The following is a 23,926-nucleotide window of genomic DNA, read 5'->3' on the forward strand; positions in this document are numbered from 1 at the left end:
TGCGCGGGTGCGCGCGGGCGGTGGGACGGCGGCGGGACGGTGGGGCGGGGCGGGGCGGTGGGACGGGGCGGGCGGTTGATGGGCCGGCGGGCCGGTCAGCCGGTCGTTCTGGCGGTCAGCCGGTCGTTCGGCCGGTCAGAGCACGGCGTCGGCGTCGGCGCCGGTCACGGGGGCCGGGCGCTCGCAGGTACTGGTCACGGGGAGGGCCACGCCCTGGTCCGCCGCGTCCATGAGGGTGAGCATGATGTCCAGGACGTGGGCGGCGAGTTCGGCGGACGCGCGGTGCGGGCGCCCGGCCGACAGCGCCCCGGCGAGATCGGCGAGTCCGACGCCCCGCCCCGCGTCCTGGTAGCCGGCGGACACCGGCACGGTCTCCCAGCCCTCGCCGCGGTGGATCTCGACGGCACCGTCGAAGTTGTTGGGGTCGGGCACGGACAGCGAGGCGTCGGTGCCGTGCACCTCGATGCGCGGCAGCCGCGCGGCCCGTACGTCGAAGCTCATGATCAGCGTCGACAGGGCGCCGCCCGCGTGTTCCAGGACGCCGGTGATGTGGGTGTCCACCTCCACCGGGAAGCTGTGCCCGGCGCGGGGCCCGCTGCCGATGGTGCGCTCGGCGCGCGGTCGTGACGAGGCGCCGAGCACCCGGACCACGGGGCCCAGCAGATGGACGAGGGCGGACAGATAGTAGGGGCCCATGTCGAGCAGCGGGCCGCCGCCGGGCCGGTAGTAGAACTCCGGGTCCGGGTGCCACTTCTCGTGGCCCGCCCCGGTCATGAAGGCCGTCGCGGAGACCGGCCGGCCGAGCAGCCCGTCGTCGACCGCCTTACGGGCCGTCTGGACGCCGGTGCCGAGCACGGTGTCGGGGGCGCAGCCGACCCGCAGTCCGGCCGCGGCCGTCAGTACGGCGTCCGCCTCGGCGCGGGTCGCCGCGAGCGGCTTCTCGCCGTAGACGTGCTTGCCCGCCGCGAGCGCGGCCAGGGCGACCTCGGCGTGCGCGGCCGGAATGGTGAGGTTGAGTACGGCGTCGACGTCGTCCCTGGCCACCAGTTCGGCGACCGACGCGGCCACGGCGACCGCTCCCCCGGCCTGTTCGGCGACGCTCTCCGCGCGGCCCCGGTCGAGGTCGGTGACGGCGGTCAGCCGCAGGGACTTGAGGCCGTCCAGCGTCGAGAGATAGGCGGCGCTGATCTTGCCCGCGCCCACCATGCCGATCCTCAGCGGCTCGCCCACAGCAGTCCCCTCTCGGTCAGCGTCCGGACCTCCGGCACGTCGAAGTCGTCGGGCTTGTGCCCGATGGTCGAGACGAACACCCGTCCCGCACCCCAGGTCCTGGTCCAGACGGCGGGCAGCACCGCGGGCCGGTCGCGGAGTTCGTCGGGCGGGAAGGTGGTGGTGGCCAGTACGTCGATGTGCGGGTCGGTGAGCACCCAGTACTGCTCGGTGTGCACGTCGAAGTCGTGGAGACCGGCGATCACCGGGTGGTCTGCCTGTTCGGGCAGCAGCCGTACGGTGTGGTCGTGGAAGCCCGGGGGGTGCATCACGAACTTGCCGCCGGTCAGCAGGTGGTAGGTGTGGTCGTGGAAGCTGTCGACGATGCCGCCGTGCCAGCCGGCGAGTCCGGTGCCGCCGCGTACGGCGGCGGCCAGGTTGGCGCTCTGGTCCCGGGTGACGGTCCCCATCGTCCAGCACTGCACGATCAGGTCGGTGGCCGCCAGGCGCTCCGCGTCCTCGTACACCGCGAGGTCCTCGGAGGTCTCCACGACGAACCCCTGCTCCTTGAGGAACGGGAGGAACGCGTCGCTGATCTGCACGGGTTGGTGCCCGTCCCAGCCGCCGCGGACGACCAGCGCCCGTCGGGTGTCGGTGGTCAAGGTGATTGCACACTCCCCTCGGCGCCGCGCGGGAGGGCACGGCGGTCGGGATTGAAGGGTGTCGGCCGACGCACCGTGCCGGCAGGGGTGAGCGCCGGCGGGACTCGGTGCCATGTGAACCTATGAATCACCTCAGGACTTTGTCAATACGTTTTACGAAGTCCGGCAGGCCTCCTCGCGAGCCGCGGGGCCTGCGTGTATCCGCAAAAGCCGCGGCCGAGTCCGCTCCCGGCAAAGGGGGGAAAGCCGTCAGGCGCGGGAGCGCAGCATGCGGCGCATTCGGTCGGCCCGGTCCAGGAGGTTCGTGCGGACGACCGGGACGACCTGTGCCGCGAGGTCCTGCGCTCTTTCCACGAAGGCCGGGTCGATGCCGAACAGCGGAAAGAGGCTTCTGGTGTAGGTCCTCGCCGCCACGGTTCCGCTGTGGTGGATGGTCTGCACGAGGTCGAGGTAGGCCTCCGTGTGGGGCCTGAGCAAGTCGTCCCGGCCGGCGCTCCAGAACAGTGCCGCGACCGAGTGGACCGAAGCGACAGGTACCGCGCGGTCCGTGACCAGCGTCTGCCACACCGCTTTCTTCTCGGCCGCGTCCGGGGTCGCGGCGCGGACCTGGAGCCTGCTGACCCACGCGTCGGGATCCGGGTCGCGGTCGAGCAGCGCCTGCGCCTCGGCAGCGGTCGGACTTCCGAGCTGCGCCTTGCGGACCAGTGCTCGCCACTGGAGATCGATGTCCTCCCCGGCCTCGGCCTCGAGCCACGCGACCTCCTCCACATCGGCCGCGGTGCGAGCGAAGCCACGCAACGCCGCTTTACGGTGGGCGCCGACGCCGGAGAGGCCGCGGCACGCCGCAGCCACCGCTCGCAGCAACTCGTCCCGCTCCGACGCCGGGCTCCACAGATCCGCCGCCTCGACAGCCAGGTCGAGATACGGCCCGATCACCGACGCGGACGTCTCGACAGCCAGCACTCCGGTGAGGCACAGCACGGCCTCGGCGGCTGTCGCCTCACCGTTGACCAGCATGTCCCAGGCCGTGGTGACGGCGACACCCCGCGCGGTCGCCGTGGGCAGACGAGCGGCGTTGCGGAAGAACGCGTCTCTGGTCGTGGCGTCAGGTCTCGTCGAGGCGAAGGTCAGGTCCTCGTCGTTCACCAGATACACGTCGGCTCCCGCGGGCAGGTCGAGCCGGGTCCGTTCACCCGCCACCTCGACTTCGACGAGCGCCGTCCGCTCAAGGCGGTCCCCTGAACGCGCGTAGGCGCCCACAGCGAGCACATGCGGGCGCGGCCGGCCACCCGGCCCCTGAGCGACCAGGGCAAACCCGTCGCCGTCGTGGTCAAGAGTCAGCCGGTCGGTGCCCGCTGTTTCCAGCCATCCCGCGCGCCACCGGTCCAGGTCGCGTCCGCCGGCGTCGGCGACCGCGTCGATCAGGTCGTGCAGCGTGGTGTTGCCCCAGGCGTGCGTGGCGAAGTAGTGGGTCAGACCCGCGGAGAAGTTCTCCTCGCCGACGTACGTCATCAGCTGGTGCAGTACGGACGCGCCCTTGGGGTAGGTGATGGCGTCGAAGGTCGCCTCGGCCTCGGAGACGTCGCGGACCTGCTGGCGGATCGGGTGCGACGTCGGTCCCTGGTCCATGAAGTAGGCCTTGAGTTTCTCGCCGGCCAGATGTGCCGTCCAGGCGTCGGTGTACGACGTCACGCTCACCGCGGCCCAGTTGCTCGCGAACTCCGCGAATGCCTCGTTCAGCCACAGGTCGTCCCACCAGCGCATGGTGACGATGTTGCCGAACCACATGTGCGCGAGTTCGTGCAGCAGGTACCGCGAGAAGATGTCCCACTCCGCCCTGGTCGGCGTACTCCTGCGCAGGAACCAGTCCATCCAGGTGACGCAGCCGAAGTTCTCCAGCGCTCCGGGGAACTCGGGTGTGAAGACCTGGTCGTACTTGTGCTGCGGAAACGGCATGCCGAACTTGCCCGCGAAGAACTCGAGCCCCTGGGTGGTCAGGGTGAACAGCTCGTCGGCGTCCCGGTCCAGGATCGAAGCCAGCGACCGCCGGGCGAAGAGCCCGAGATCATGACCGGCTCCGCTCCGGCGCAGTTCGTAGTACGGGCCCGCGTTGATCACCGTGTTGTACGCCGCCAGCGGCGGCGTGGGCGGGAAGGTCCAGCGTCGCACGGGGCCGAGGTCTTCGATCTGCGGGTCACCGCTGTTGCTCAGCACCCGCCAGCCGGCAGGAGCGGTCACGGTGAACACCCACTGAGCCTTGAGGTCCGGCTGGTCGAAGCAGGCCAACAGGTACCGGGCGTAGTCGGGACTGAAGTCGGTGTAGACATACGTCTCGCCGTCGGCGGGATCGACCGCCTTGTGCACGCCCCGGCCGTCGGCCGAGCACTCCGTCACCGAATCCACCGTGAGGACGTTGCGCTCGGCGAGACCGGTCAGCGCGATCCGGCCCTCGACGGCCGGCCCCAGCACGACCCCGTTGAGCGTGGCGCCCTCGACCGCCGCCGCACAGTCGGCAAAGGTCTCGGCCCCGGGCCGGTGACACGTAAAGGTGATCGTCGACGTGCACCGGACCCGCGAGCCGGTCAGCAGATCCGACAGGTCGACGGCAACGTCGTACCGCTCGACCGTCAGCAGGCTCGCGCGCCCCTCGGCCTCGGTCTGGGTCAGACTCCTGCCGCTCATCACTGTCCCTCGCAGAGATTCGTTCATTTGCTGCCAACCACCCGCTCGGCAGCACGGTAAACGATCGGCCGGACGGCGTGGGGCCGGGTGAGCGCCTGCCGGGGGGCTACTGGCGGCTTCTGGGCTCACCTCGGTGATACCCCTCCCTTCCCTGGTGCGACCGGCGTTGCGTCACCGGCGGCCGCTGCGGGCCGGCCGGCTGCGGATGTCGCGGCAGCGGCCGGGTGTCGCGGCCCGGAACTGGCTCGGCTCGGGAGGGTAGGGGTGGGTGCGCCCGGCCCTCCGCACCTCTTCGGCGGCCGCCATCTGGTGTGTTCCCCCGAGCAGGGCGGTGACCTTGTGCACGGTGTGTGCCCCTGCGGCCGTGTCACCGAGGGCCGTCTGCGCTTCGGCGGCCCTCAGCAGATACAGGGCGCACACGTAGGGCGGCAGTCCGAGGGACCGCTCCTCCAGCACCGGGGCGAAGCGCCTGAGCGCGGATTCGGGCCGGTCCATGTCCAGTTCGGAGACGCCCTCCACCAGGCCGAGCCAGCCCTCGCGGTCGACCGGCGGTGTGGCCGGGGCATTCGCGGACGTGGCGGTCAGGGCCCGGCGCCCGGTGACGAGGGCCCGCTTGCGGCCCAGGTCGTCGCCGCGCAGTGCGTGGACGCGGCTGAGCTGTGCCTGCTGGAGGGCGACCAGGGCGGGGGCGACCGGACCGGGGTGCCGGCGGAGCAACGTCTCGACGGCGCCCAGCAGTTCGGCGGCCTCGTCGGGCATGGCCAGGTCGAGGTACTGGCCGGAGTGCAGACTGAGGACGACCGCGGCGAGGCCCGTGTCGGCGGCGGCCGCGGCGCAGCGCAGGGCGGCGAGGTAGTACCGCTGGGCCTTGATGTGGTGGCCCTGGAGCCGGGTGACGAATCCGCACACGGTCAGGCCCTCGGCGGCGAGGGCGAGCGGGTAGGCCCGGTCGGGACGGGAGGCCCCGGCGCGGGTGCCTGTGCCGTCGCAGGCCCCGGTTTCGGTGATCAACTGGCGGGCCAGCTGGCCCAGTTCCAGTTCGAGGGCCGCCACCAGCCAGCCGGCGGAGAAGTTCCGCGCGAAGGTGGTCAGCGCGCGGAGCCGGACGCAGGCCTCGGGGACGCCGTCGGGGCCCGGTGCGTGCCCGGTGAGCGGGTCGCCGTACTCAGGATGTGCGGGCGGGGAACCGGCGGGTGCCTTCGCGAGGGACTCGGCCATGGCGTCCCGCCAGGGATCCAGCAGGGAGCCGACGGCGCTGCCGGTGGCCAGGAGGTACTCCTGACGGGCCGGGTTGCGGCCGTCGACGGCGTCCAGGATGGCCTCGGGCACGGCCGACGCCGTCCACGGCAACTCCAGCAGCAGACCGTCCCCGTTGGCGAGGTGCAGCCAGTCGGGCCAGCTGCGGCTCAGCACCTCTTCCTCGGGGACCCCGTGGACATGGGCGATGGCGAACTGGGCCGTGCGTTCCGGCACGACCCGGCCGGCCTCCCAGCGGCCCACCTTCTCCCGGCGCGCGGCCATGTGTCCGTAGCCGAGTGTGGCGTGGGTGTCGGCGATCAGACGGGCGTACTCACTGTGGGTGTAGCCGGCGCGGGACCGGAGCACGGCGAGGGGATGGCGGTAGGTCTCGGTGGGGGCCACGGCTGCGTATTGACTGGGCATCGATTCTGTCGACCCTCGGTGAAGTGTGGTGCGGCGTGGGGGAGTTGTGGTGCCGCCCGCGGACTCTCGGCGGCCGTGATCAACGCGTCGTGTCGGGCGGCTGCTCACCGGAGACCGGTCAACAGCCGTGCCGGGAGCTGCCGGTGGCTTCCCGTTCCCGGGCGTGGGACCGCGCGAACTCCACCACCTGCGCGGCCATGGTCTCCATCTGTTCCCGCACCCGGGGATCGGCACAGCGGCCGTCTGCGGTGAATCCGGCCTCCGTGGTGTTCATGACCACCCCCAGGGGGGTCGGCCAGCCTCTGAGCGCGTGCACGGTCGTCCGCAGCGCGCCCAGGGTGGACACCCCGCTCTGCCAGCCCTGCGCCACGCTCAGACAGCCCACCGCGCGACCGCTCAGGTACGGGCGTTCGTCGTCCCGCAGTTCCTCGATGTGGTCCAGGGCGTTCTTCAGCAGTCCGGACACACCGCCGTGGTAGGCGGGACTGGCGATCACCACACCGTCCGCGTCGGCCAGCGCGGTCAGGAGCCGCTTGGCCGGTGGCGACAGATCCGGTTCCGCCGGGTCGTACATCGGCATGACCAGGTCGGCGCCGCCGATGAAGGTGACGGCCGCGCCCTGCCGTTCGGCCCCGGCGAGGGCCGCGCGCAGGGCGCGGTCCGAGGTGGAGGCCGGCCGGAGCGAACCGCCGATGCCAAGGACGTTGACTGGTCTCTGAATAGCTGTCCCCAAGTACACGTGACGACTGTATTCAGGTGCCTCCATTCGCCGTTCTGTCCGCGGTAACGCGGTATTGGCCGCGCATAGGACGGGCAATTACAGCGCCGTGGGCGGGCGGTCGACGACGGCCGTTAGCGTGGGGCGAAGCCATCCCCGTACGGCCCCAGGAGGAAATCAGCATGGCCCAGACCACCGCCGAACGGGTACCCACCCGCGAGGAACTGATCGAGCGGGCACGGGAACTCGTCCCCTTGTTGCGGCGCAACGCGGAGCAGACGGAGAAGGATTCGAAAGTCCCGGACGAGAACATGTCCGCCCTCCGCGACGCCGGTCTGCTGCGGTTGAGTACGCCGCACAAATGGGGTGGCTGGGAACTGCCGATGCGGCATCAGGTCGAAGTCCTCTCCGAACTGGGCCGGGGCTGCCCGTCCACCGCCTGGATCGCGGCCAACCACGCGGCCTCGGTGGACCTGGTGATGCTGATGCCGGAGCCGGGTCTCACCGAGATCTACGGCCGGGATCCGGACGCCGTGATGCTGTCGGCCGCGAGCCTCGACCCCGCGCTGCGCGCCGACCGGGTGGCCGACGGGCTCCGGGTCAACGGGCGTTTCCCGTACGCCTCGGGCTGTGAGCTGTCGGACTGGGCGTTCCTCGCCTGGGTGCCGGTGTACGAGGACGGCAGGCAGACCGGGGTGGCCAATCTGCTGGCGCCACCCCGCGAGCTGCGCGTGGAGCACACCTGGACGGTGGCCGGACTGCTCGGCACGGGCACCCACGCGATGATCGCCGAGGATCTCTTCGTACCGGACCGCTTTGTGCAGTTCGCGCCGCTCAAGGCCAACGGCGAGGCCGATTCGCCGATCGCGCCGACCGTGCTCATCCAGGGCAATCTGCACTCGCTGTCGTCCCTGGTCGGGGCGGCCCGCGGCGCGCTGGACCTGGTCCGCGCAAAGCTGGAGGAGCACAAGCCGCTCGCCTTCTCCACGTACTCTCGGGCGATCGACTCGCTTTCCGTGCAGCAGGAGTTCGCCGAGGCCACCCATCTGATCGACACCGGCACCCTGCACATGCTCGCCGTGGCCGACGGCTTCGACTCCGTGCCGGACGGCGAGGAGGCGACCCCGGCCGAGCGGGCCCGGCTGCGGATGCACATGGTCAGTTCGCTGGAGCGCTGCCGCGAGGCGATGCAGCGGCTGCTGGACCTGGCGGGCACCAGCGGGTTCGCGCAGGCCAATCCGGTGCAGCGGTACTGGCGGGACCTGGAGATCGGCAGCCGGCACACGGCGCTGAACCGGCCCATGATCTTCGAGGACTACGCGCGTTCGCTGCTCGGCACCGGCGACCCGGTGTCCCTGCTGTTCTGACACCTCCCGGCCGGTACGAACGGCCCCGCCCGGACGCGCGCGTCGCGTCCGGGCGGGGCCATTCCCGTGGGGGCCGGCCGGCTCGCTAGCGCAGTGCCTCCGCCAGCTCCGCGGGCAGCAGGCCGCCGGCGCCGAAGCCGGGCGGCAGGGCGAAACCGGCCGGAGCGGGCACGGTCGTCGCGGGGACGTCCGTACCCGCGAGCCGGTGCAGTTCCGGGCTGACCACCACCGTGGTGTGCCCGGCGGCGCGGGCCGCGGCGACCTGTCCCCCGATGTCGGCGGCGAGGGCTCCCGAGGTGTCGCCGGACTCCGCCACCAGCACGGGGAAGACGGTCAGGGCCGCCTCGGCGCCCGTCGCGGTGCGGTACCGCACCGGAGGGCACGGGGCCATCGCGCGCACCGCCGCCGAGCGGGCCACAAACGCCCGCAGGGTGGTGTCGTCCAGGTCGGCCAGCGCCGGATCGAAGCGCCGCAGCGCGTCCGGCGTACCCAACTCGGCCACGTACGCGACCCCGCCGGCCGGCGGCGGCCCCACGGCGTCACCCGCGGGCGTCGCGGGTGCGACCTCCCGGGCGCGGTCGCGCGGCGGAGGTGTGGCCACGCCGGTCAGGGCGTGCACCAGCGGCAGCGCGTCCTGCTGCCGGAGCAGGTCGCAGACCTCGCGCAGACCCGCCGCCAGCCGGTCGACGGCGTCGTCGCCGATCGCGTACGACGGCTGGATCCGCAGGGTGTGCGACGCGCTGCCCGTCGGCATCAGCCGCAGCCCGTGCCGGCGCAGCAGGAACCCGGAGACGGCGAAGCCGAGGAAGCCGGTGCGGGCGTAGTTGCGGATCACCGGCGAACCCGCGTGCGACTGGTCGGCGAACTCGAAGCCGACGAGCAGCCCCCGGCCGCGTACCTCGCGTACGACGTCGCCGTACTCGGCGTGGATCTCGCGGAGCGCGCCGAGCAGCCGTTCCCCGCGCTCGGCGGCCTGCCGGTAGGCCGCTCCCCCGTCGCGCTCCAGCATCTCCAGCACCTTCTCGGTGACCGCGCAGGAGAAGCTGTCCTTGGCGTACGTCGAGCTGTGCAGCAGCTCGAACTCCTTGACGTACGAGGACTGCCGGACCAGCAGCAGGGAGGTCTTGGCCAGACCGCCGCCGATGCTCTTCGCCAGCGTGTAGTAGTCGCCGGTCAGGCCGATGTGGGTGCTCGCGAAGAAGGCGCCGGTGCGTCCGGCGCCGGTCTGGATCTCGTCGACGACGAGCGGGCACTCCAGGGTGCGGCAGACCTCGGTGATCCGCTCGGCCTGTGCGGCGCCGAGCACCCTGATGCCGCCCTCGCCCTGGATCGGCTCGACGACGAACCCGGCGACGAACGGCACGGGCCGCCGCCGTACGTCGACGACACCGTCCTCGGCGACGACGTCCAGCGCGAACGGCTGCTCGGTCTCGACGTACTTGAGCGCCTCCTCCGGCCGGTCGGCGGGGACGAAGCGGGCGTGCGCGCCGAGCCCCTGGAACGGCGGCCGGAACGTCGGGCTGTGGGTCAGCTGGAGGCTGCCGACGAGCTTGCCGTGGAAGCCGCCCTCCAGGGCGAAGAACTCCGGCGGCCTCGCCATCGCCGCCGCGTTCTGCCGCTGCGCCTCGGCCAGCAGCGCGTCGATGTCGCCGTCCGGGCCGGCCAGTTCGGCCGCGGCGGAGGACAGTACGGCCGTGCCCGCGAGGACCTGGGCGCGGGCCTGTTCGGCGTGGGCGGCGAGTTCGGCGGCGAGCGCGCCCAGCCGGAACACACGGGCCAGTTCGGCGTGTTTCATGGCCGCCTCGACGGCCTCGGCCCCGCTGTTGGCGAAGACCACCTCGTACGGCTCACCCGCGTCGAGTTCCCGCCAGGTGATCACGTCGAGCGCGGCGGCGACCCGCTGGGCCTCGGTGCGCTGGGAGAGCTGGGCGTGGCTGGGCGTGCCGGCGTCGAGCAGATCCTTGGCCAGCGCGACCAGTTCGGGGGGGTTGTGGCCGAAGAACAGCGAGCCGAACCCGCCGACGAAGTCGGTGACCGGGGTCAGGGCGCCCTCGTCACCGGCGAGGTACATGGTGTCGCCCTCGGCGCGGACGTACTCCACGTCGAGTCCCCAGGTGGACAGGGCCCTGCTCAGATAGCGCTCGGCCAGCTCTTCCGGCGCGCGACCGGTCTCCTGGCTCGTCCCGCGGCCGGTTTCCTGGCTCGTCTCGCGGCCGGTTTCCCGGTTCGTCCCGCGGCTGGTTTCCCGGTTCGTCTCTTGGCTCATCTCGCGGCTCCTCACAGGGACGCGGCGGGTGCGAAGGCCCGCAGCGGGTTGATGCGGTCCGCGCCGATGCGCTCGCGCAGCTCGGGCGCCGTGACGCCCAGGCCGGGTTCCGGTGCGAGACACAGCACACCGACCTTGCCGACGTGCGCGTTGTTCTGCACCAGCCGGGCGGCCTCGGCGGCCTCGGTCAGCGGATACAGAGCGGACAGGGTCGGTGCGATCGCCCCCGTCTCGACCAGGCGCCCGGTCTCGGCCTGCTCCTGGAGGTTCGCGCCGTGGCTGCCGACGACCCGCTTGAGCCGCATCCACAGATAGCGGTTGTCGAACTCGTGGTGGTAGCCGGTGCTGGAGCCGCAGGTGACGACCGTGCCGCCACGGCCGAGCACGAACACGGAGATGCCGAAGGTGGCACGGCCGACGTGCTCGAAGACGATGTGCGGGTCGGTGCCGGTCTCGCGGCGGATGATCCTCCCGAGCCGTTTGCCGATGGCCACCGTCTCCTCCGGCGTCGGCTCGGCGGTGTCGGTGAGCCCGATCTCGGCCCGGTCGACCACCACGTCACAGCCCAGCCGGCGGACCGCCTCCGCCTTGCGCTGCGAGCCGACGACGCCCACGGCGATCCCGCCGCCGTTCTTCACGAACTGCACGGCGTACGCGCCGAGTCCGCCGGCGGCGCCCCAGACCAGCACCACGTCACCCTGTTTCATCCGGGCCCCGTTGTCGCTGACGAGCATCCGGTACGCGGTGCTGCCGCACATGGGGGTGACGGCGGCCTCCTCCCAGGTGAGATGGGCCGGCTTGGGCACCAGCATGCTGGCGCGGGCGATCGCGAACTCGGCGAGGCCGCCGTAGTTGGTCTCGTAGCCCCAGGCGCGCATCTCGGTGCCCAGCATGGCGTCGGCGTGGGTCACCGGCTCCTGCTCGTCGACGTGCACGGGGTGGACGACGACATGGTCGCCGACCTTCCAGCGGCGCACCCCGGAGCCGGTCCGCACGACCACACCGGCGGCGTCCGAGCCGACCACCTGGAACGGGCGGTCGTGCCGGGCCGCCCAGCCGCCCTGCGCCGCGTACTTGCGCAGGAAGGTGAAGGTCGGAATGGGCTCGAAGGTCGCCGACCAGACGGTGTTGTAGTTGATCGAGCTGGCCATCACCGCCACGACCACTTCGTCCGGCGCCAACTCGGGCATCGCGACCGGGCCGACCCGAAGTGATTTGCGTACGTCCTTGTGCTCGACGTCACGGAACATTTCCGTGTCCTCCGCGCGTATGTGCGCGGCGACGAATTCATCGGGAAGTTCCGTCTGTTCGATCACGTCCGGCGGCCGGTTCTCAAGAATCGCTTCCAGAAATGGATTCACGGCAGCTCCCAGCCTTTCTGAGGTCCCCGGGGAAGCTAGCAGCGGGGGGTAACCGCATGTTCACCCCGGCGAGCCGGGGGACCGGCGACACGGATTACTCGCGAATTGCCGTGCGGTGGATCACCGCGCCTAACGTCCTTTCCGTGGCTTTAGACGTGCATGACGAGTCTGTTCACCGGGAACCCGTGGCCGTTGTCGGAATCGCGTGCCGGCTGCCCGGCGCCTCCGGCCCCGACGAGTTCTGGCAGCTGCTGCGCGAGGGACGGGGGGCGGTCACCGACGCACCCGCCGACCGGTGGCTCGACGCCCCGGTCCGCGTACGCCGGGGCGGTTTCCTCGACCGCGTGGCCGACTTCGACGCCGGCTTCTTCGGCGTCACCCCCCGCGAGGCCGCGGCCATGGACCCCCAGCAGCGCCTCGCGCTGGAACTCGGCTGGGAGTCCCTGGAGAGCGCGGGAATCGTGCCGGAGTCCGTGCGCGGCACGAGGCTCGGGGTCTTCGTCGGCGCGATCGCCGACGACTACGCCCGGCTCACCGCGGCCGCAGGCCCGGACGCCGTCACACCCCACACCCTGGCCGGGCTCGGCCGCGGCCTGATCGCCAACCGGCTGTCCCATCTGCTGGGTGCGCGCGGGGCCAGCATGAGTGTCGACACCGGCCAGTCGTCGTCCCTGGTCGCCGTCCATCTCGCCTGCGAGAGCCTGCGCTCGGGAGAGTCGCAGGTGGCGCTCGCGGGCGGTGTCCAGCTCAACCTCACCGGCGCCGCGACCGTGGGCGTCGAGCGGTTCGGCGGACTGTCGCCGGACGGCGAGTGCTGGACCTTCGACGCCCGCGCCAACGGCTATGTCCGCGGTGAGGGCGGCGCGTTGGTGGTCCTCAAGCCGCTGCGCCGGGCGCTCGCCGACGGTGACACGGTCTGGTGTGTGATCCGGGGCGGCGCGGTCAACAACGACGGCGGCGGCGCGGAGCTGACAACACCGGACCCGGACGCCCAGCGCGAGGTGATCGAGGCGGCCTACGACCGGGCGGGCGTCGACCGGACGGCCGTCCAGTACGTCGAGCTGCACGGCACCGGCACACGTGTCGGCGACCCCGTCGAGGCGCGGGCGCTCGGCGCGGCCCTCGGCCGGTTCCGCCCCGCCGACCAGCCACTGCTCGTCGGTTCGGCGAAGACCAACGTGGGTCACCTGGAGGCCGCCGCCGGTATCACCGGCCTGCTCAAGGTGGCGTTCGCGCTGCACGCCGGGGAGCTGCCGGCCAGCCGCAACCACCGTGAGCCGAACCCCCGTATCCCCATGGCGGAATGGCGTCTGCGCGTCCACGACCGGCTCACTCCGTGGCCGCGTCCGGACGCCCCGCTCGTCGCGGGCGTCAGCTCCTTCGGCATGGGCGGGACCAACTGCCACCTGGTGGTGACGGCGGCACCGACGCGGGCCGAAGCGCCGACGCCCACAGGCGAGTCCGAGCCCGTCCGGCACTCCCTCCCCCTGCCGTACGTCGTCTCGGGGCGGGGTGCCGACGCCCTGCGGGCCCAGGCGCGGCGGCTCGCGGAGCATGTGCGTGCGTGGCCGGACGTGCGGGCGGACGATCTCGCGGCGTCGCTGCTCACCACCCGTACCGCGTTCCCCACCCGTGCCGTGGTGGTGTCCGACGGGCCCGAGGCCCTGCCGGCCCGGCTCGACGCGCTGGGAGAGGGCGCCGCGGGCGCCGGGATCGTCGAGGGCGAGGCCGCCGGCACCAGCGGTGTCGTCGCGGCGCTGTTCACCGGACAGGGCGCCCAACGGCTGGGCATGGGGCGTGAGTTGTACACGGCCCACCCCGACTTCGCGGCCGCCTTCGACGACGTGTGCGCGCACCTCGACCCGGAGTTGGACCGGCCGCTGCGCCATGTGCTGTGGGCGGAGCCCGGGTCGCCCCAGGCCGATCTCGTGCACCGTACCGGCTACGCGCAGCCCGGCCTGTTCGCCGTGGAGGTCGCGCTCCACCGGTTCATGACGGGTCTCGGGGTACGGCCGGGGCTGCTCCTCGGCCACTCCGTCGGCGAACTCGCCGCGGCGCATGTCGCCGGGGTGCTGTCCCTCGCGGACGCCTGCACCCTGGTCGCCGCCCGCGGCCGGCTGATGCAGGCGCTGCCCGCGGGCGGTGCGATGACGGCCGTGGAGGCGGACGAGGAGGAGGTCAGGGCGGTACTGCGCGGTCTGGAGGAACAGGTCGGCATCGCCGCGGTGAACGGGCCGCGGGCCGTGGTGATCTCGGGCGACGCCGACGTGGTCGACGAACTCGCCGACCGCTGGCGCGGCGAGGGCCGCCGGACCCGCCGGCTGCGGGTCAGCCATGCCTTCCACTCCCCCCGGATGACCGGCATGCTCGACGAGTTCCGTACGGTCGCCCGCTCGATGTCGTACGAGGAGCCGCGGCTGCCGATCGTCTCCACCGTCACCGGCGATCTCGCGACCCCGGCCGAGCTGTGCGACCCGGAGTACTGGGTGCGCAACGTGCGCGACGGCGTCCGGTTCCTGGACGGTGTACGACGGCTGGACGCGGCCGGTGCCACCACGTATCTGGAGCTCGGGCCGGACACCGTGCTGGCCACCGCGGCCCGCTCCGGGGTTCCCGAGGGGCGCCGCTTCCTCGGCACGATGCGCGCCGACCGGCCCGAACCCACCACCGTGGTCGAGGCGTTGGCGGGGCTGTTCGTCTCCGGCGCGGAGGTGGATCTGACCGCGCTGACCGGCCGTGGGCGGCGGACTCCCCTGCCCACGTACGCGTTCCGCCGGCGCAGGCACTGGCTGCCGGAGGGGAACGCGGAGGCCCCGGCTGCCCCGGCTGCCCCGGGTGGGCCCGTCGAGGAAGTCCCGGTGTCTCCCGTGCCCGCCGCCCGGGATCCCCTGGATCTGGTACGCCGGCACACCGCCGCCGTCCTGGGCTGGGACGCTCCCGGTGACATCGCGGTCGACCGGTCGTTCCGCGATCTCGGACTCACCTCCGCCACCTCCGTGGAGCTGAGCGTCCGGCTGGCGTCGGCGACCGGCCGGGCGCTGCCGGAGACGCTGGTCTTCGACCACCCCACGCCGGGGCTGCTGGCCGGGCATCTGCGGGACGGGACCGGGGCGGAGGGGGAAACGGAGGCGGAGGCGGAGTCCGTGCCGGATGCCACCGGTGGCACGGAGGGTGCCGACTCCACGGAGGATCCGGTCGTGGTCGTCGGTATGGCCTGCCGTTTCCCCGGTGGTGTCCAGTCGCCCGAGGATCTCTGGCGGGTCGTGGCGGACGGTGTCGACGTGATCGGGCCGTTCCCGGACGACCGCGGCTGGGACCTCGACAGCCTGTACGACCCGGACCCGGAGCGCCGCGGATCGTCGTACGTCCGCGAGGGCGGTTTCCTGGCCGACGTGGCCGGGTTCGACGCCGCGTTCTTCGGCATCAGTCCCCGGGAGGCGGCCGCGCTGGACCCGCAGCAGCGGCTGCTCCTGGAGACGTCGTGGGAGTGCCTGGAGCGGTCCGGCATCGCACCCGACTCGCTGCGCGACAGCGACACCGGCGTTTTTGTCGGCGCGACCTTCCAGGAGTACGGGCCGCGGATGGGCGAGCCCTCCGACGGCTCCGACGGTTACCTCTACACCGGCACCACACCGAGCGTCGCATCCGGACGGATCGCCTACGTCCTCGGCCTGCGTGGGCCCGCCGTCACCGTGGACACCGCCTGCTCGGCCTCGCTGGTCGCCGTGCACTCGGCGGCGCGGGCGCTGCGCGGCGGGGAGTGCGCACTCGCCCTCGCGGCGGGCGCGACGGTCATGCCGACGCCGGGTGTGTTCGCCGAGTTGAGCCGCCTGGGCGGGCTGTCACCGAACGGCAGGTCGAAGGCGTTCGCGGCGGCCGCGGACGGCACCGGCTGGGCCGAGGGGGTGGGTGTGCTGCTGCTGGAGCGGCTCTCCGACGCGCGGCGCCACGGGCACCCGGTGCTGGCCGTGATCCGTGGTTCGGCCGTCAACTCCGACGGCGCGTCCAACGGGCTGACCGCCCCGAACGGTGCCGCGCAGCGCCGGGTCGTCGGCCGGGCCCTCACCGCCGCCGGGCTGTCCGGCGCCGACGTCGACGCGGTCGAGGCGCACGGCACGGGCACGCGGCTCGGTGATCCCATCGAGGCGCAGGCCCTGATCGCCACGTACGGTCAAGGGCGTTCCGCCGAACGGCCGTTGTGGCTCGGCTCGGTCAAGTCGAACATCGGGCACACCCAGTCCGCCGCGGGTATGGCCGGCGTGATCAAGATGGTCATGGCCCTGCGGAACGGCACGCTCCCCCGCACGCTGCACGTCGACGAGCCGTCGCCCGGCATCGACTGGAGTTCGGGCGCGGTACGGCTGCTGACCGAGCCGGTCGACTGGCCCCGCACGGACGGTCGGCCGCGCCGGGCGGGTGTGTCGTCGTTCGGCATCAGCGGGACCAACGCGCATCTCATCCTGGAGGAGCCACCGCTACCGGGCGACCGGCTGGCCGGGCGGGGCCACCCGTCGGCGGACGATCCGGCGGGGCGGAGCTCGTTGGCGGACGGTGCGACGGGGCGGGGCTCGTTGGCGGACGGTGCGGCGAGGCGGGGCTCGTCGGCGGACGGTACGGCGGACGGGCGGGGTCTGTCGGCCGGCAGTCCGGCGGGGCGGGGCCTGTCGGCGGACGATCCGGCGGAGCGGGGCCTGTCGGCGGACGATCCGGCGGAGCGGGGCTCGTCGGCGGCCGAGGCGGCGGACGGGCGGGGTCTGTCGGCCGGCAGTCCGGCGGGGCGGGGCCTGTCGGCGGGCGATCCGGCGGAGCGGGGCTCGTCGGCCGACGAACCGGCGGACGGGCGGGGCCTGTCGGCGGACGATCCGGCGGAGCGGGGCTCGTCGGCCGACGAGCCGGTGGCGGGGCATGCGTTGGCCGACGAACCGGCGGAGGGGCCGGAGTTGGCCGACGCTTCGGACGGGTCGTCTCTGTCGGGTGCCGCTCCCGTGGTGTGGCCGCTGTCGGCGAAGACGCCGGGCGCGCTGCGGGAACAGGCCGCGCGGCTGCGGGAGCGTCTCGACGCCGACCCCGAACTCGCCCTGCACGACGTGGCGTTCACCCTGGGTGTCGGGCGCGCCGCGCTGCGGCACCGTGCCGCCGTCGTGGCCGCGGACCGGGCCGGATTCGCGGACGCGCTGGACGCGATCGCCTCCGGCACCCCGGCCGCCGCGGTGGCGCTGGGCGAGGCACACGACCCCGGCCGAGTCGCCTTCGTCTTCCCGGGCCACGGCTCGCAGTGGCCGGGCATGGTGACCGCGCTGTACGCGCAGGAACCGGCGTTCGCCGACCGGTTGCGCGCGTGCGCGGCGGCGATCGACCCGCTCGTCGGCTGGTCCCTCCTCGACACCGTGCTCGGCCGCCCGGGCGCCGCCGACCTGGAACGGACCGACGTGGCACAGCCGGTGCTGTTCTCCGTGATGGTGTCCCTCGCCGCCCTGTGGCAGGCGCACGGGGTGCGCCCCGCCGCCGTGGTGGGTCACTCGCAGGGCGAGCTGGCCGCCGCGTGTGTCGCCGGGGTGCTGACCCTGCCGGACGCCGCCGAGGTCGCGGTGCGTCGCAGCCGTCTGTTCGCCGAACGGCTGCCGGGCCGGGGCATGATGGCCGCGATCGAGCTCTCCGCGGACGACGTGCGCCGCCGGATCGCCGAGCGGGCGGTCCCCGTCGACGTGGCGGTGGTGAACGGGCCCCTCGCGGTCACCGTCGCCGGGGAACCGGACGAGATCGAGCGGTTCGTCGCCGGCTGCAAGGCCGACGGCATCCGCGCCCGGATCGTCGTACGGGCCGGGGCGTCGCACTGCGCGCTGGTCGAGCCGATGCGCGAACCGCTGCGGGAGCTGCTCGCCGGAATCCCGCACCACCGGCCGCGGATCCCGTTCTACTCGACGGTGACCGGCGGGCCGCTCGACGCCGACGACCTGGACGCCGGGTACTGGTTCCGCAACGCCCGTGAACCCGTGGACTTCCAGGGCGCGGTGCGTGCCCTGCTCGCCGACGGACATGGTGCCTTCGTCGAGTGCAGCCCGCACCCGATCCTCACGTCGGCGCTGCTGGACACCGCCGAGGAGGCCGGCCATCAGCCGGTGGCGGTGGGCACGCTGCGCCGCGACGAGGGCGGCCGGGAACGGTTCCTGCGCTCGCTCGCCGAGGCCCATGTCCGGGGCGTGGCCGTGGACTTGGGCACCACACTCGACGGCACCGGCGCCCGCCGCACGGAACTGCCCACGTACCCCTTCCAGCGCCGCAGGCACTGGCTGGCGCCCGGCACCGGTCCGTCCGACGTCGAGGCCGCCGGGCTGGTCCCGGCCGACCATCCGCTGCTCGGCGCGGTCCTCACCGAGGTCGACGGGGACCGGGCCGTGCTGACCGGCCGGGTCTCGGCGCGCTCGCCGGGCTGGCTCACCGATCACGCGGTGGGCGGTACGGCGTTGCTGCCCGGTACGGCCTTTGTCGAGCTGGCGCTCCGGGCCGGGGACGAGGTGGGGTGTGCCCGTGTCGAGGAACTGACCGTGGAACGGCCGCTGTTGCTGCCCGAGGGCGCCACCGTGCAGCTGCGGGTCACCGTCGAGGGGCCCGGGGCCGACGGCGGGCACCCGGTCGCGGTGCACGCCCGTCGTACGGCCGGCGACGACGAACCGTGGACGCGGCACGCCGTCGGCATCCTGACGGCGGCCGTCGCGGCGCCGCAGGCTCCGGTCACCGCCTGGCCGCCGCCGGACGCCGAGCCCGTCGACGTGAGCGCGTTCTACGCCGAGCGCGCGGCGGACGGATACGGGTACGGGCCGGCGTTCCGGGGCCTGCGGGCCGCCTGGCGGCGGGGCGCGGAGACGTACGCCGAGGTGGCACTCGACCCGGCGCAGCACACGGACGCCGGACGGTACGCCGTACACCCGGCGCTGCTGGACGCCGCGCTGCACGCCGAGTTGCCGCGCGGCGGGGGCGGGGGGCTGCGGCTGCCGTTCCTGTGGTCCGGCGTCACCGTCGCGGCGGCCGGTGCCACCAGTCTGCGGGTGCGGATCGCTCCGGCGGGCGGCGACGCCGTCAGCGTGACGGCGACCGCGCCCTCCGGCGCCCACGTGGCGACCGTCGAGTCGCTGCTGCTGCGCCCGGTCGCCGCGTCGGACCTGACGGCCGGGCCCACGGGCGGGGCGGCACTGTACGGCGTCGACTGGCAGCCGCTGCCGTCGGGCCCCGCACCCGCCGCCGCCGACCTGACTCTGCTGAGCGTGGGACGGGCTCTGGTGGAGGGGACGGCGGGTGGTGACGTCTCGACGGTCGATGCCCGTGCAGAGGCGGCCGATGTCCGTACCGTCGAGGCCGATGTCCGTGCAGTGGCGGCCGATGTCCGTGCCGCCACAGCCGATGTCCTCGCCGGTCTGCGTGCGTGGCTCGCCGAGGAGCCGTCGGTCCCGGGTCTGCTGGTCGTCGTCACCCGAGGTGCCGTCGCCGTGCGTGCGGACGGCGAGGTGAGTGACCCCGCGCAGGGGGCCGTCTGGGGACTGGTTCGCTCCGCGCAGGCCGAACATCCCGGGCGGTTTCTGCTCCTCGATGTCGACGCCGTGGGTGACGAGGACGGTGTCCGCCGTGCGGCGGCGCTCGCGGTGGCGGCCGGGGAGACCCAGGCGGCGCTCCGGGCCGGCGAGGTGCTCGTCCCGCGTCTGGTCCGGGCGGCGCCCGTCGCCGGGCACGCGGTCGGGCCGGACGGCACGGTACTGATCACCGGCGGGCTGGGGGCCCTGGGTGGGGACGTGGCCCGGCAGCTCGTCTCCGCCGGCTGCCGGCACCTGCTCCTCACCGGGCGCCGGGGCGAGGACACACCAGGAGCCGCCGAACTGGTCGCCGAACTCACCGCCGCGGGCGCCGATGTCCGGGTCCGCGCCTGCGACGTGGCCGACCGCGCCGCGCTTGCCGCGCTGATCGCCGACGTACCCGCCGAGAACCCGCTGACCGGTGTGTTCCATCTGGCGGGTGCGGTCGACGACGGCCCGTTGGAGACGATGACGCCCGAACGCCTGGACGCCGTCCTGCGCCCGAAGGTCGACGCCGCGATCCACCTGGACGAACTGACCCGCGATCTCCCGCTGTTGGCGTTTGTGCTGTTCTCGTCCGCCGTGGGTGTGCTCGGTACGCCCGCACAGTCGGCGTACGCGGCGGCCAACGCCTTCCTCGACGCCCTCGCGCACCAACGACGGGCACGGGGACTGCCGGGGGTCTCGATGGCGTGGGGCCTGTGGGAGCGCGGCAGCGGGCTGGGCGAGCTCACCGGGACCGACCTCGCGCGACTGCGCCGGTCCGGCCTCGCCCCGATGTCCACGGCCGACGGACTGGCGCTGCTCGCCGCGTCGTCCGGCGGTGACCGGGCCGTCGTACTGCCCGCCCGTCTCGACCTGGCGGCGCTGCGCGGCCGGGCGCGGGACAACGTACTCCCGCCGCTCCTGCGTGGTCTGGTCCGGGCCCCGGCCCGTGCCCAGGCCGACGCTCCCGGTGAGGAGAACGGGACGGCCGGAACACTCACCGGGCTCGCCGGCGCTCTCGCCGGGCTGTCGCGTCCCGAGCAGGAGCGTCACCTCCTCGATCTGGTCCGCTCCCACGCGGCCACCGTCCTGGGCCATGACGCCGCCGACCGGGACGCGATCCCCGCGGACCGGGCGTTCCGCGAGTCCGGCTTCGACTCGCTGACCGTGGTGGAGCTGCGCAACCGGCTCCGGGCCGCGACCGGTCTGCCCCTGCCCGCCACCCTCCTCTTCGACCACCCGACACCAACAGCCCTCGTCGCACACCTGCGCGAGCGGGTGCTCGGCGTCGCGCCCGCCCCGGCCGCACCGGAGCCGGTGACCGGACGCCCGCCGGAGGTGGCGGACGACCCGATCGCCATCGTGGCGATGGCGGGCCGCTTCCCCGGCGGCGCCACCGGCCCGGAGGAGCTGTGGCGGCTGGTCGCCGACGAGGTGGACGCGATCGGCGAGTTCCCGCGGGACCGCGGCTGGGACACCGACCGGCTCTTCGATCCCGACCCCGCGCGGACCGGCCGGTCGGCCACCCGCCACGGCGGTTTCCTTTACGACGCCGGGAAGTTCGACGCGACGCTCTTCGGCATCAGTCCGCGCGAGGCCCTCGCCATGGACCCGCAGCAGCGGCTGCTGCTGGAGATCGCGTGGGAGGCGTGGGAGAACGCCGGCATCCCCGTCTCGGCGGTCCATGGCAGCCGTACCGGTGTGTTCACGGGGGTCAGCTCCCACGACTACGCCGTACGGACCGAACGGCTCCCGGAGGGGGTGGAGGGCTATCTGATGACCGGCGGCGCGGGCAGTGTGGCGTCCGGCAGGATCGCGTACACCTTCGGTCTGAACGGTCCCGCGATCAGTGTGGACACGGCGTGCTCGTCGTCACTGGTCGCCCTGCACCTGGCCGTCCGCTCCCTGCGTTCCGGCGAGTGCACGATGGCACTGGCCGGCGGGGTCACCGTCATGTCGACGCCGACGACGTTCGTGGAGTTCTCGCGTCAGCAGGGGCTGGCGGTCGACGGCCGCTGCAAGTCCTTCAGCGCCGACGCCGACGGCACCGGCTGGTCCGAAGGCGCCGGCATCCTCCTCCTCGAACCCCTCTCCCACGCCCAACACAACAACCACCCCGTCCTCGGCATCATCCGCGGCACCGCACTCAACCAGGACGGCGCCTCCAACGGACTCACCGCACCCTCAGGCACCGCACAACAACACGTCATCCACCACGCCTGGCAAGACGCCCACCTCACCGGCACCGACATCGACCTCATCGAAGCCCACGGCACCGGAACCCGACTCGGCGACCCCATCGAAGCCCAAGCCCTCCTCACCACCTACGGACACACCCACACCCCCCAACACCCCGCCTGGCTCGGCTCACTCAAATCCAACATCGGACACACACAGGCGGCGGCGGGCGTCGCCGGGGTGATCAAGATGGTGCAGGCCATGCGGTACGAGCGGATGCCCCGCACCCTGCACGCCGACGAGCCGACACCGGAGGTCGACTGGGGCACGGGTGCGGTCCGCCTGCTGAACGAGGCCCGGCCGTGGCCGCGCAGCCCCGAACGGGTCCGGCGGGCCGCGGTGTCCTCCTTCGGCATCAGTGGCACCAACGCCCACGTCATCGTCGAAGAGGCACCGGCTGTGGAAGAGGCGCTGATCGCGAACGGTGTACCGGCCGTGGAAGAGGGCGTCCCACAGGGCGCCGAACCCCGACCGAACTCCCCCGTCCTCCCGTTCCTCGTCTCCGCCGCCTCCCCCACCGCCCTGGACGGCCAGGTCGATCGTCTCTCCACCCTGCTCCGGGACCCCGCGGCCGACCCGCTGGACATCGCGTACTCGCTCGCCGTGACCCGCTCGCCGCTGCCCCACCGGACCGCGGTCGTGGCCCGCACCCCCGCCGAGGCGCTCGCCCAACTCGCCCTCCGCACCGACGAGACGGTCACGGGCGACCGCAGGCCGGGCATGGTGTTCTCGGGGCAGGGCGCGCAGTGGGCGGGGATGGGCGGCGAACTGGCCGCCGCGTACCCGCTGTTCGGGCGGATCCACGCGGAGGTGTGCGAGCGCTTCTCGCCCCACCTGGCGAAGACCATCGCTTCGGGGGACGGACTCGACCGTACCGAGTCGGCCCAACCCGCCCTCTTCGCCCACCAGGTGGCTCTCTTCCGCCTGCTGGAGTCCTTCGGCATCCGGCCGGACATGGTCGCCGGGCACTCCCTGGGCGAGATCACCGCCGCGCATCTCGCGGGCGTGTTCGACCTCGACGACGCCGTCACCCTCGTAGCCGCCCGTGGTCGGCTGATGCAGGCGCTGCCCGCGGGTGGGGTGATGGTGGCCGTGCAGGCCTCCGAGGACGACGTCACCCCGCATCTCGCCCCCGGAGCCGCGCTCGCCGCCGTCAACGGACCGGCCTCCGTGGTCGTTTCGGGCACCGCTACGGCGGTCGGGGCCAGCGTCGACTCGCTCCGGGCCGTCCGCGGGGACCTCCGTACCAAGCGGCTCAGCGTGTCCCACGCCTTCCACTCGCCCCTCATGGAGCCGCTGCTCGACGAGTACGCCGACGTCGTCGCCGGCCTCACCCTGCGCGAACCTCAACTCCCCTTCGTCTCCGGCCTGCTCGGACGTACGGTCGAGCAGGGCGAGCTCACCGAACCCGGCTACTGGGTCCGCCACACCCGCAGGCCCGTCCGGTTCGCCGACGCCGTCACCGCCATGACCGCCGGCGGTGTCGACACGTTCGTCGAGGTCGGCCCGGACGCCACCCTCACCGGGCTGATCACCGACACAACGGCCGTCTCCCTGGCCCGGCGGGGCACCGCAGAGACCACCGCGTTCCTCACCGGCCTCACCCGGCTGCACACGGCCGGCATCCCCGTCGACTGGGCCGCCTACTTCGACGGCACAGGTGCCCGCCGTATCACCCTGCCCACCTACGCCTTCGACCGGCGGCACTACTGGATCGCCGACGGGGCGCCCCCGGAGACGGCGACCGCCCCGACTCGGGCGACCTCCGAGGCGACCGGCTCCCTCCTGCCGGACAGGCTCGCCCAGCTTCCCGAGGGTGATCGGGACGCCCATCTGCTCGACGTCGTCTGCGAACAGACCGCGGCTGTCCTCGGCCACACCGAGCCCGGTGCGATCGTCCCCGAAAGGCCGTTCCACGAGATGGGCTTCGACTCGCTGACCGCGGTCGAGCTGCGCAACCGGATCAACCGGGTCAGTGGTCTGTCACTGGCCGCCACGGTGGTGTTCGACCACCCCACACCGACCGCGCTCGCCGGACATCTGCGGGCACTGCTGAGCCCCGGTCCGGGCGCCGGCACCGGTCCCGACCATGGCACCGGCTCCGGCTCCGACGTCGGCTCCGGCTCCGGCTCCGGTCCGGAAGTGTCACTCGACGACCTCTTCGCGCTCGTCGACAGGGAACTCGGCCCCCACGGCCCGGAAGAGAGCTGA

9 protein-coding genes are annotated in these 23,926 nt (G+C 73.3%); 2 read left to right on the forward strand and 7 right to left on the reverse strand.

All coding sequences use genetic code 11. From position 1 onward, the window contains the following. Window positions 1–135: 135 nt before the first annotated feature. The 5 genes from ACIQAC_RS06615 to ACIQAC_RS06635 form a co-directional block, all read right to left on the reverse strand. Window positions 136–1,230, reverse strand: coding sequence for a Gfo/Idh/MocA family protein (locus tag ACIQAC_RS06615; protein WP_402187661.1), 1,095 nt, complete (start codon window positions 1,228–1,230; stop codon window positions 136–138). Beyond that, window positions 1,215–1,871 carry a ThuA domain-containing protein gene (locus tag ACIQAC_RS06620; protein ID WP_402187663.1) on the reverse strand — a complete coding sequence of 219 codons (657 nt, stop codon included), beginning with the start codon at window positions 1,869–1,871 and terminating at the stop codon, window positions 1,215–1,217. Before ACIQAC_RS06620 ends, ACIQAC_RS06615 begins: the two co-directional genes overlap by 16 nt. A 249-nt stretch (window positions 1,872–2,120) precedes the next feature. Further along, window positions 2,121–4,553, reverse strand: a complete 2,433-nt coding sequence (gene pepN / locus ACIQAC_RS06625) for an aminopeptidase N (protein WP_402187665.1) — start codon at window positions 4,551–4,553, stop codon at window positions 2,121–2,123. A gap of 171 nt (window positions 4,554–4,724) precedes the next feature. Then, window positions 4,725–6,194: a transcriptional regulator gene (locus ACIQAC_RS06630; RefSeq protein WP_402187667.1), complete on the reverse strand. Its 1,470-nt coding sequence runs from the start codon at window positions 6,192–6,194 to the stop codon at window positions 4,725–4,727. A gap of 139 nt (window positions 6,195–6,333) precedes the next feature. Further along, the gene (locus tag ACIQAC_RS06635; RefSeq protein ID WP_402187668.1) at window positions 6,334–6,954 is read right to left on the reverse strand and encodes an NADPH-dependent FMN reductase; all 621 of its coding nucleotides are present in this window, start codon (window positions 6,952–6,954) and stop codon (window positions 6,334–6,336) included. Window positions 6,955–7,115: 161 nt separating this feature from the next. On the opposite strand from ACIQAC_RS06635, the gene ACIQAC_RS06640 reads away from it, so the two are divergent. Further along, window positions 7,116–8,300 (forward strand): acyl-CoA dehydrogenase family protein, encoded by a 1,185-nt coding sequence (locus ACIQAC_RS06640; protein WP_402187670.1) that lies wholly within the window; start codon window positions 7,116–7,118, stop codon window positions 8,298–8,300. Window positions 8,301–8,385: 85 nt separating this feature from the next. Here the strand turns inward: ACIQAC_RS06640 and ACIQAC_RS06645 are convergent, their stop codons facing one another. After that, on the reverse strand, window positions 8,386–10,566 hold the full coding sequence (locus ACIQAC_RS06645) for an aminotransferase class III-fold pyridoxal phosphate-dependent enzyme (RefSeq protein ID WP_402187672.1): 2,181 nt from the start codon (window positions 10,564–10,566) through the stop codon (window positions 8,386–8,388). An 11-nt stretch (window positions 10,567–10,577) separates the two neighbouring features. Next, a complete protein-coding gene (gene ccrA, locus ACIQAC_RS06650) occupies window positions 10,578–11,927 on the reverse strand; it encodes a crotonyl-CoA carboxylase/reductase (protein ID WP_402187673.1) in 1,350 nt (449 codons plus the stop codon). 185 nt (window positions 11,928–12,112) lie between these two features. On the opposite strand from ccrA, the gene ACIQAC_RS06655 reads away from it, so the two are divergent. Then, the gene (locus ACIQAC_RS06655) at window positions 12,113–23,926 is read left to right on the forward strand and encodes an SDR family NAD(P)-dependent oxidoreductase (protein ID WP_402187674.1); all 11,814 of its coding nucleotides are present in this window, start codon (window positions 12,113–12,115) and stop codon (window positions 23,924–23,926) included.

The sequence above is a fragment of the Streptomyces sp. NPDC088387 genome (assembly GCF_044753385.1).
Classification (GTDB): domain Bacteria; phylum Actinomycetota; class Actinomycetes; order Streptomycetales; family Streptomycetaceae; genus Streptomyces.

Bases quoted from the DNA above. Each gene is read 5' to 3' on its own strand.
- pepN (WP_402187665.1), bottom strand. From the start codon at position 4,553: ATGAGCGGCAGGAGTCTGACCCAGACCGAGGCCGAGGGGCGCGCGAGC.
- ACIQAC_RS06640 (WP_402187670.1), top strand. From the start codon at position 7,116: ATGGCCCAGACCACCGCCGAACGGGTACCCACCCGCGAGGAACTGATC.
- ACIQAC_RS06645 (WP_402187672.1), bottom strand. From the start codon at position 10,566: ATGAGCCAAGAGACGAACCGGGAAACCAGCCGCGGGACGAACCGGGAA.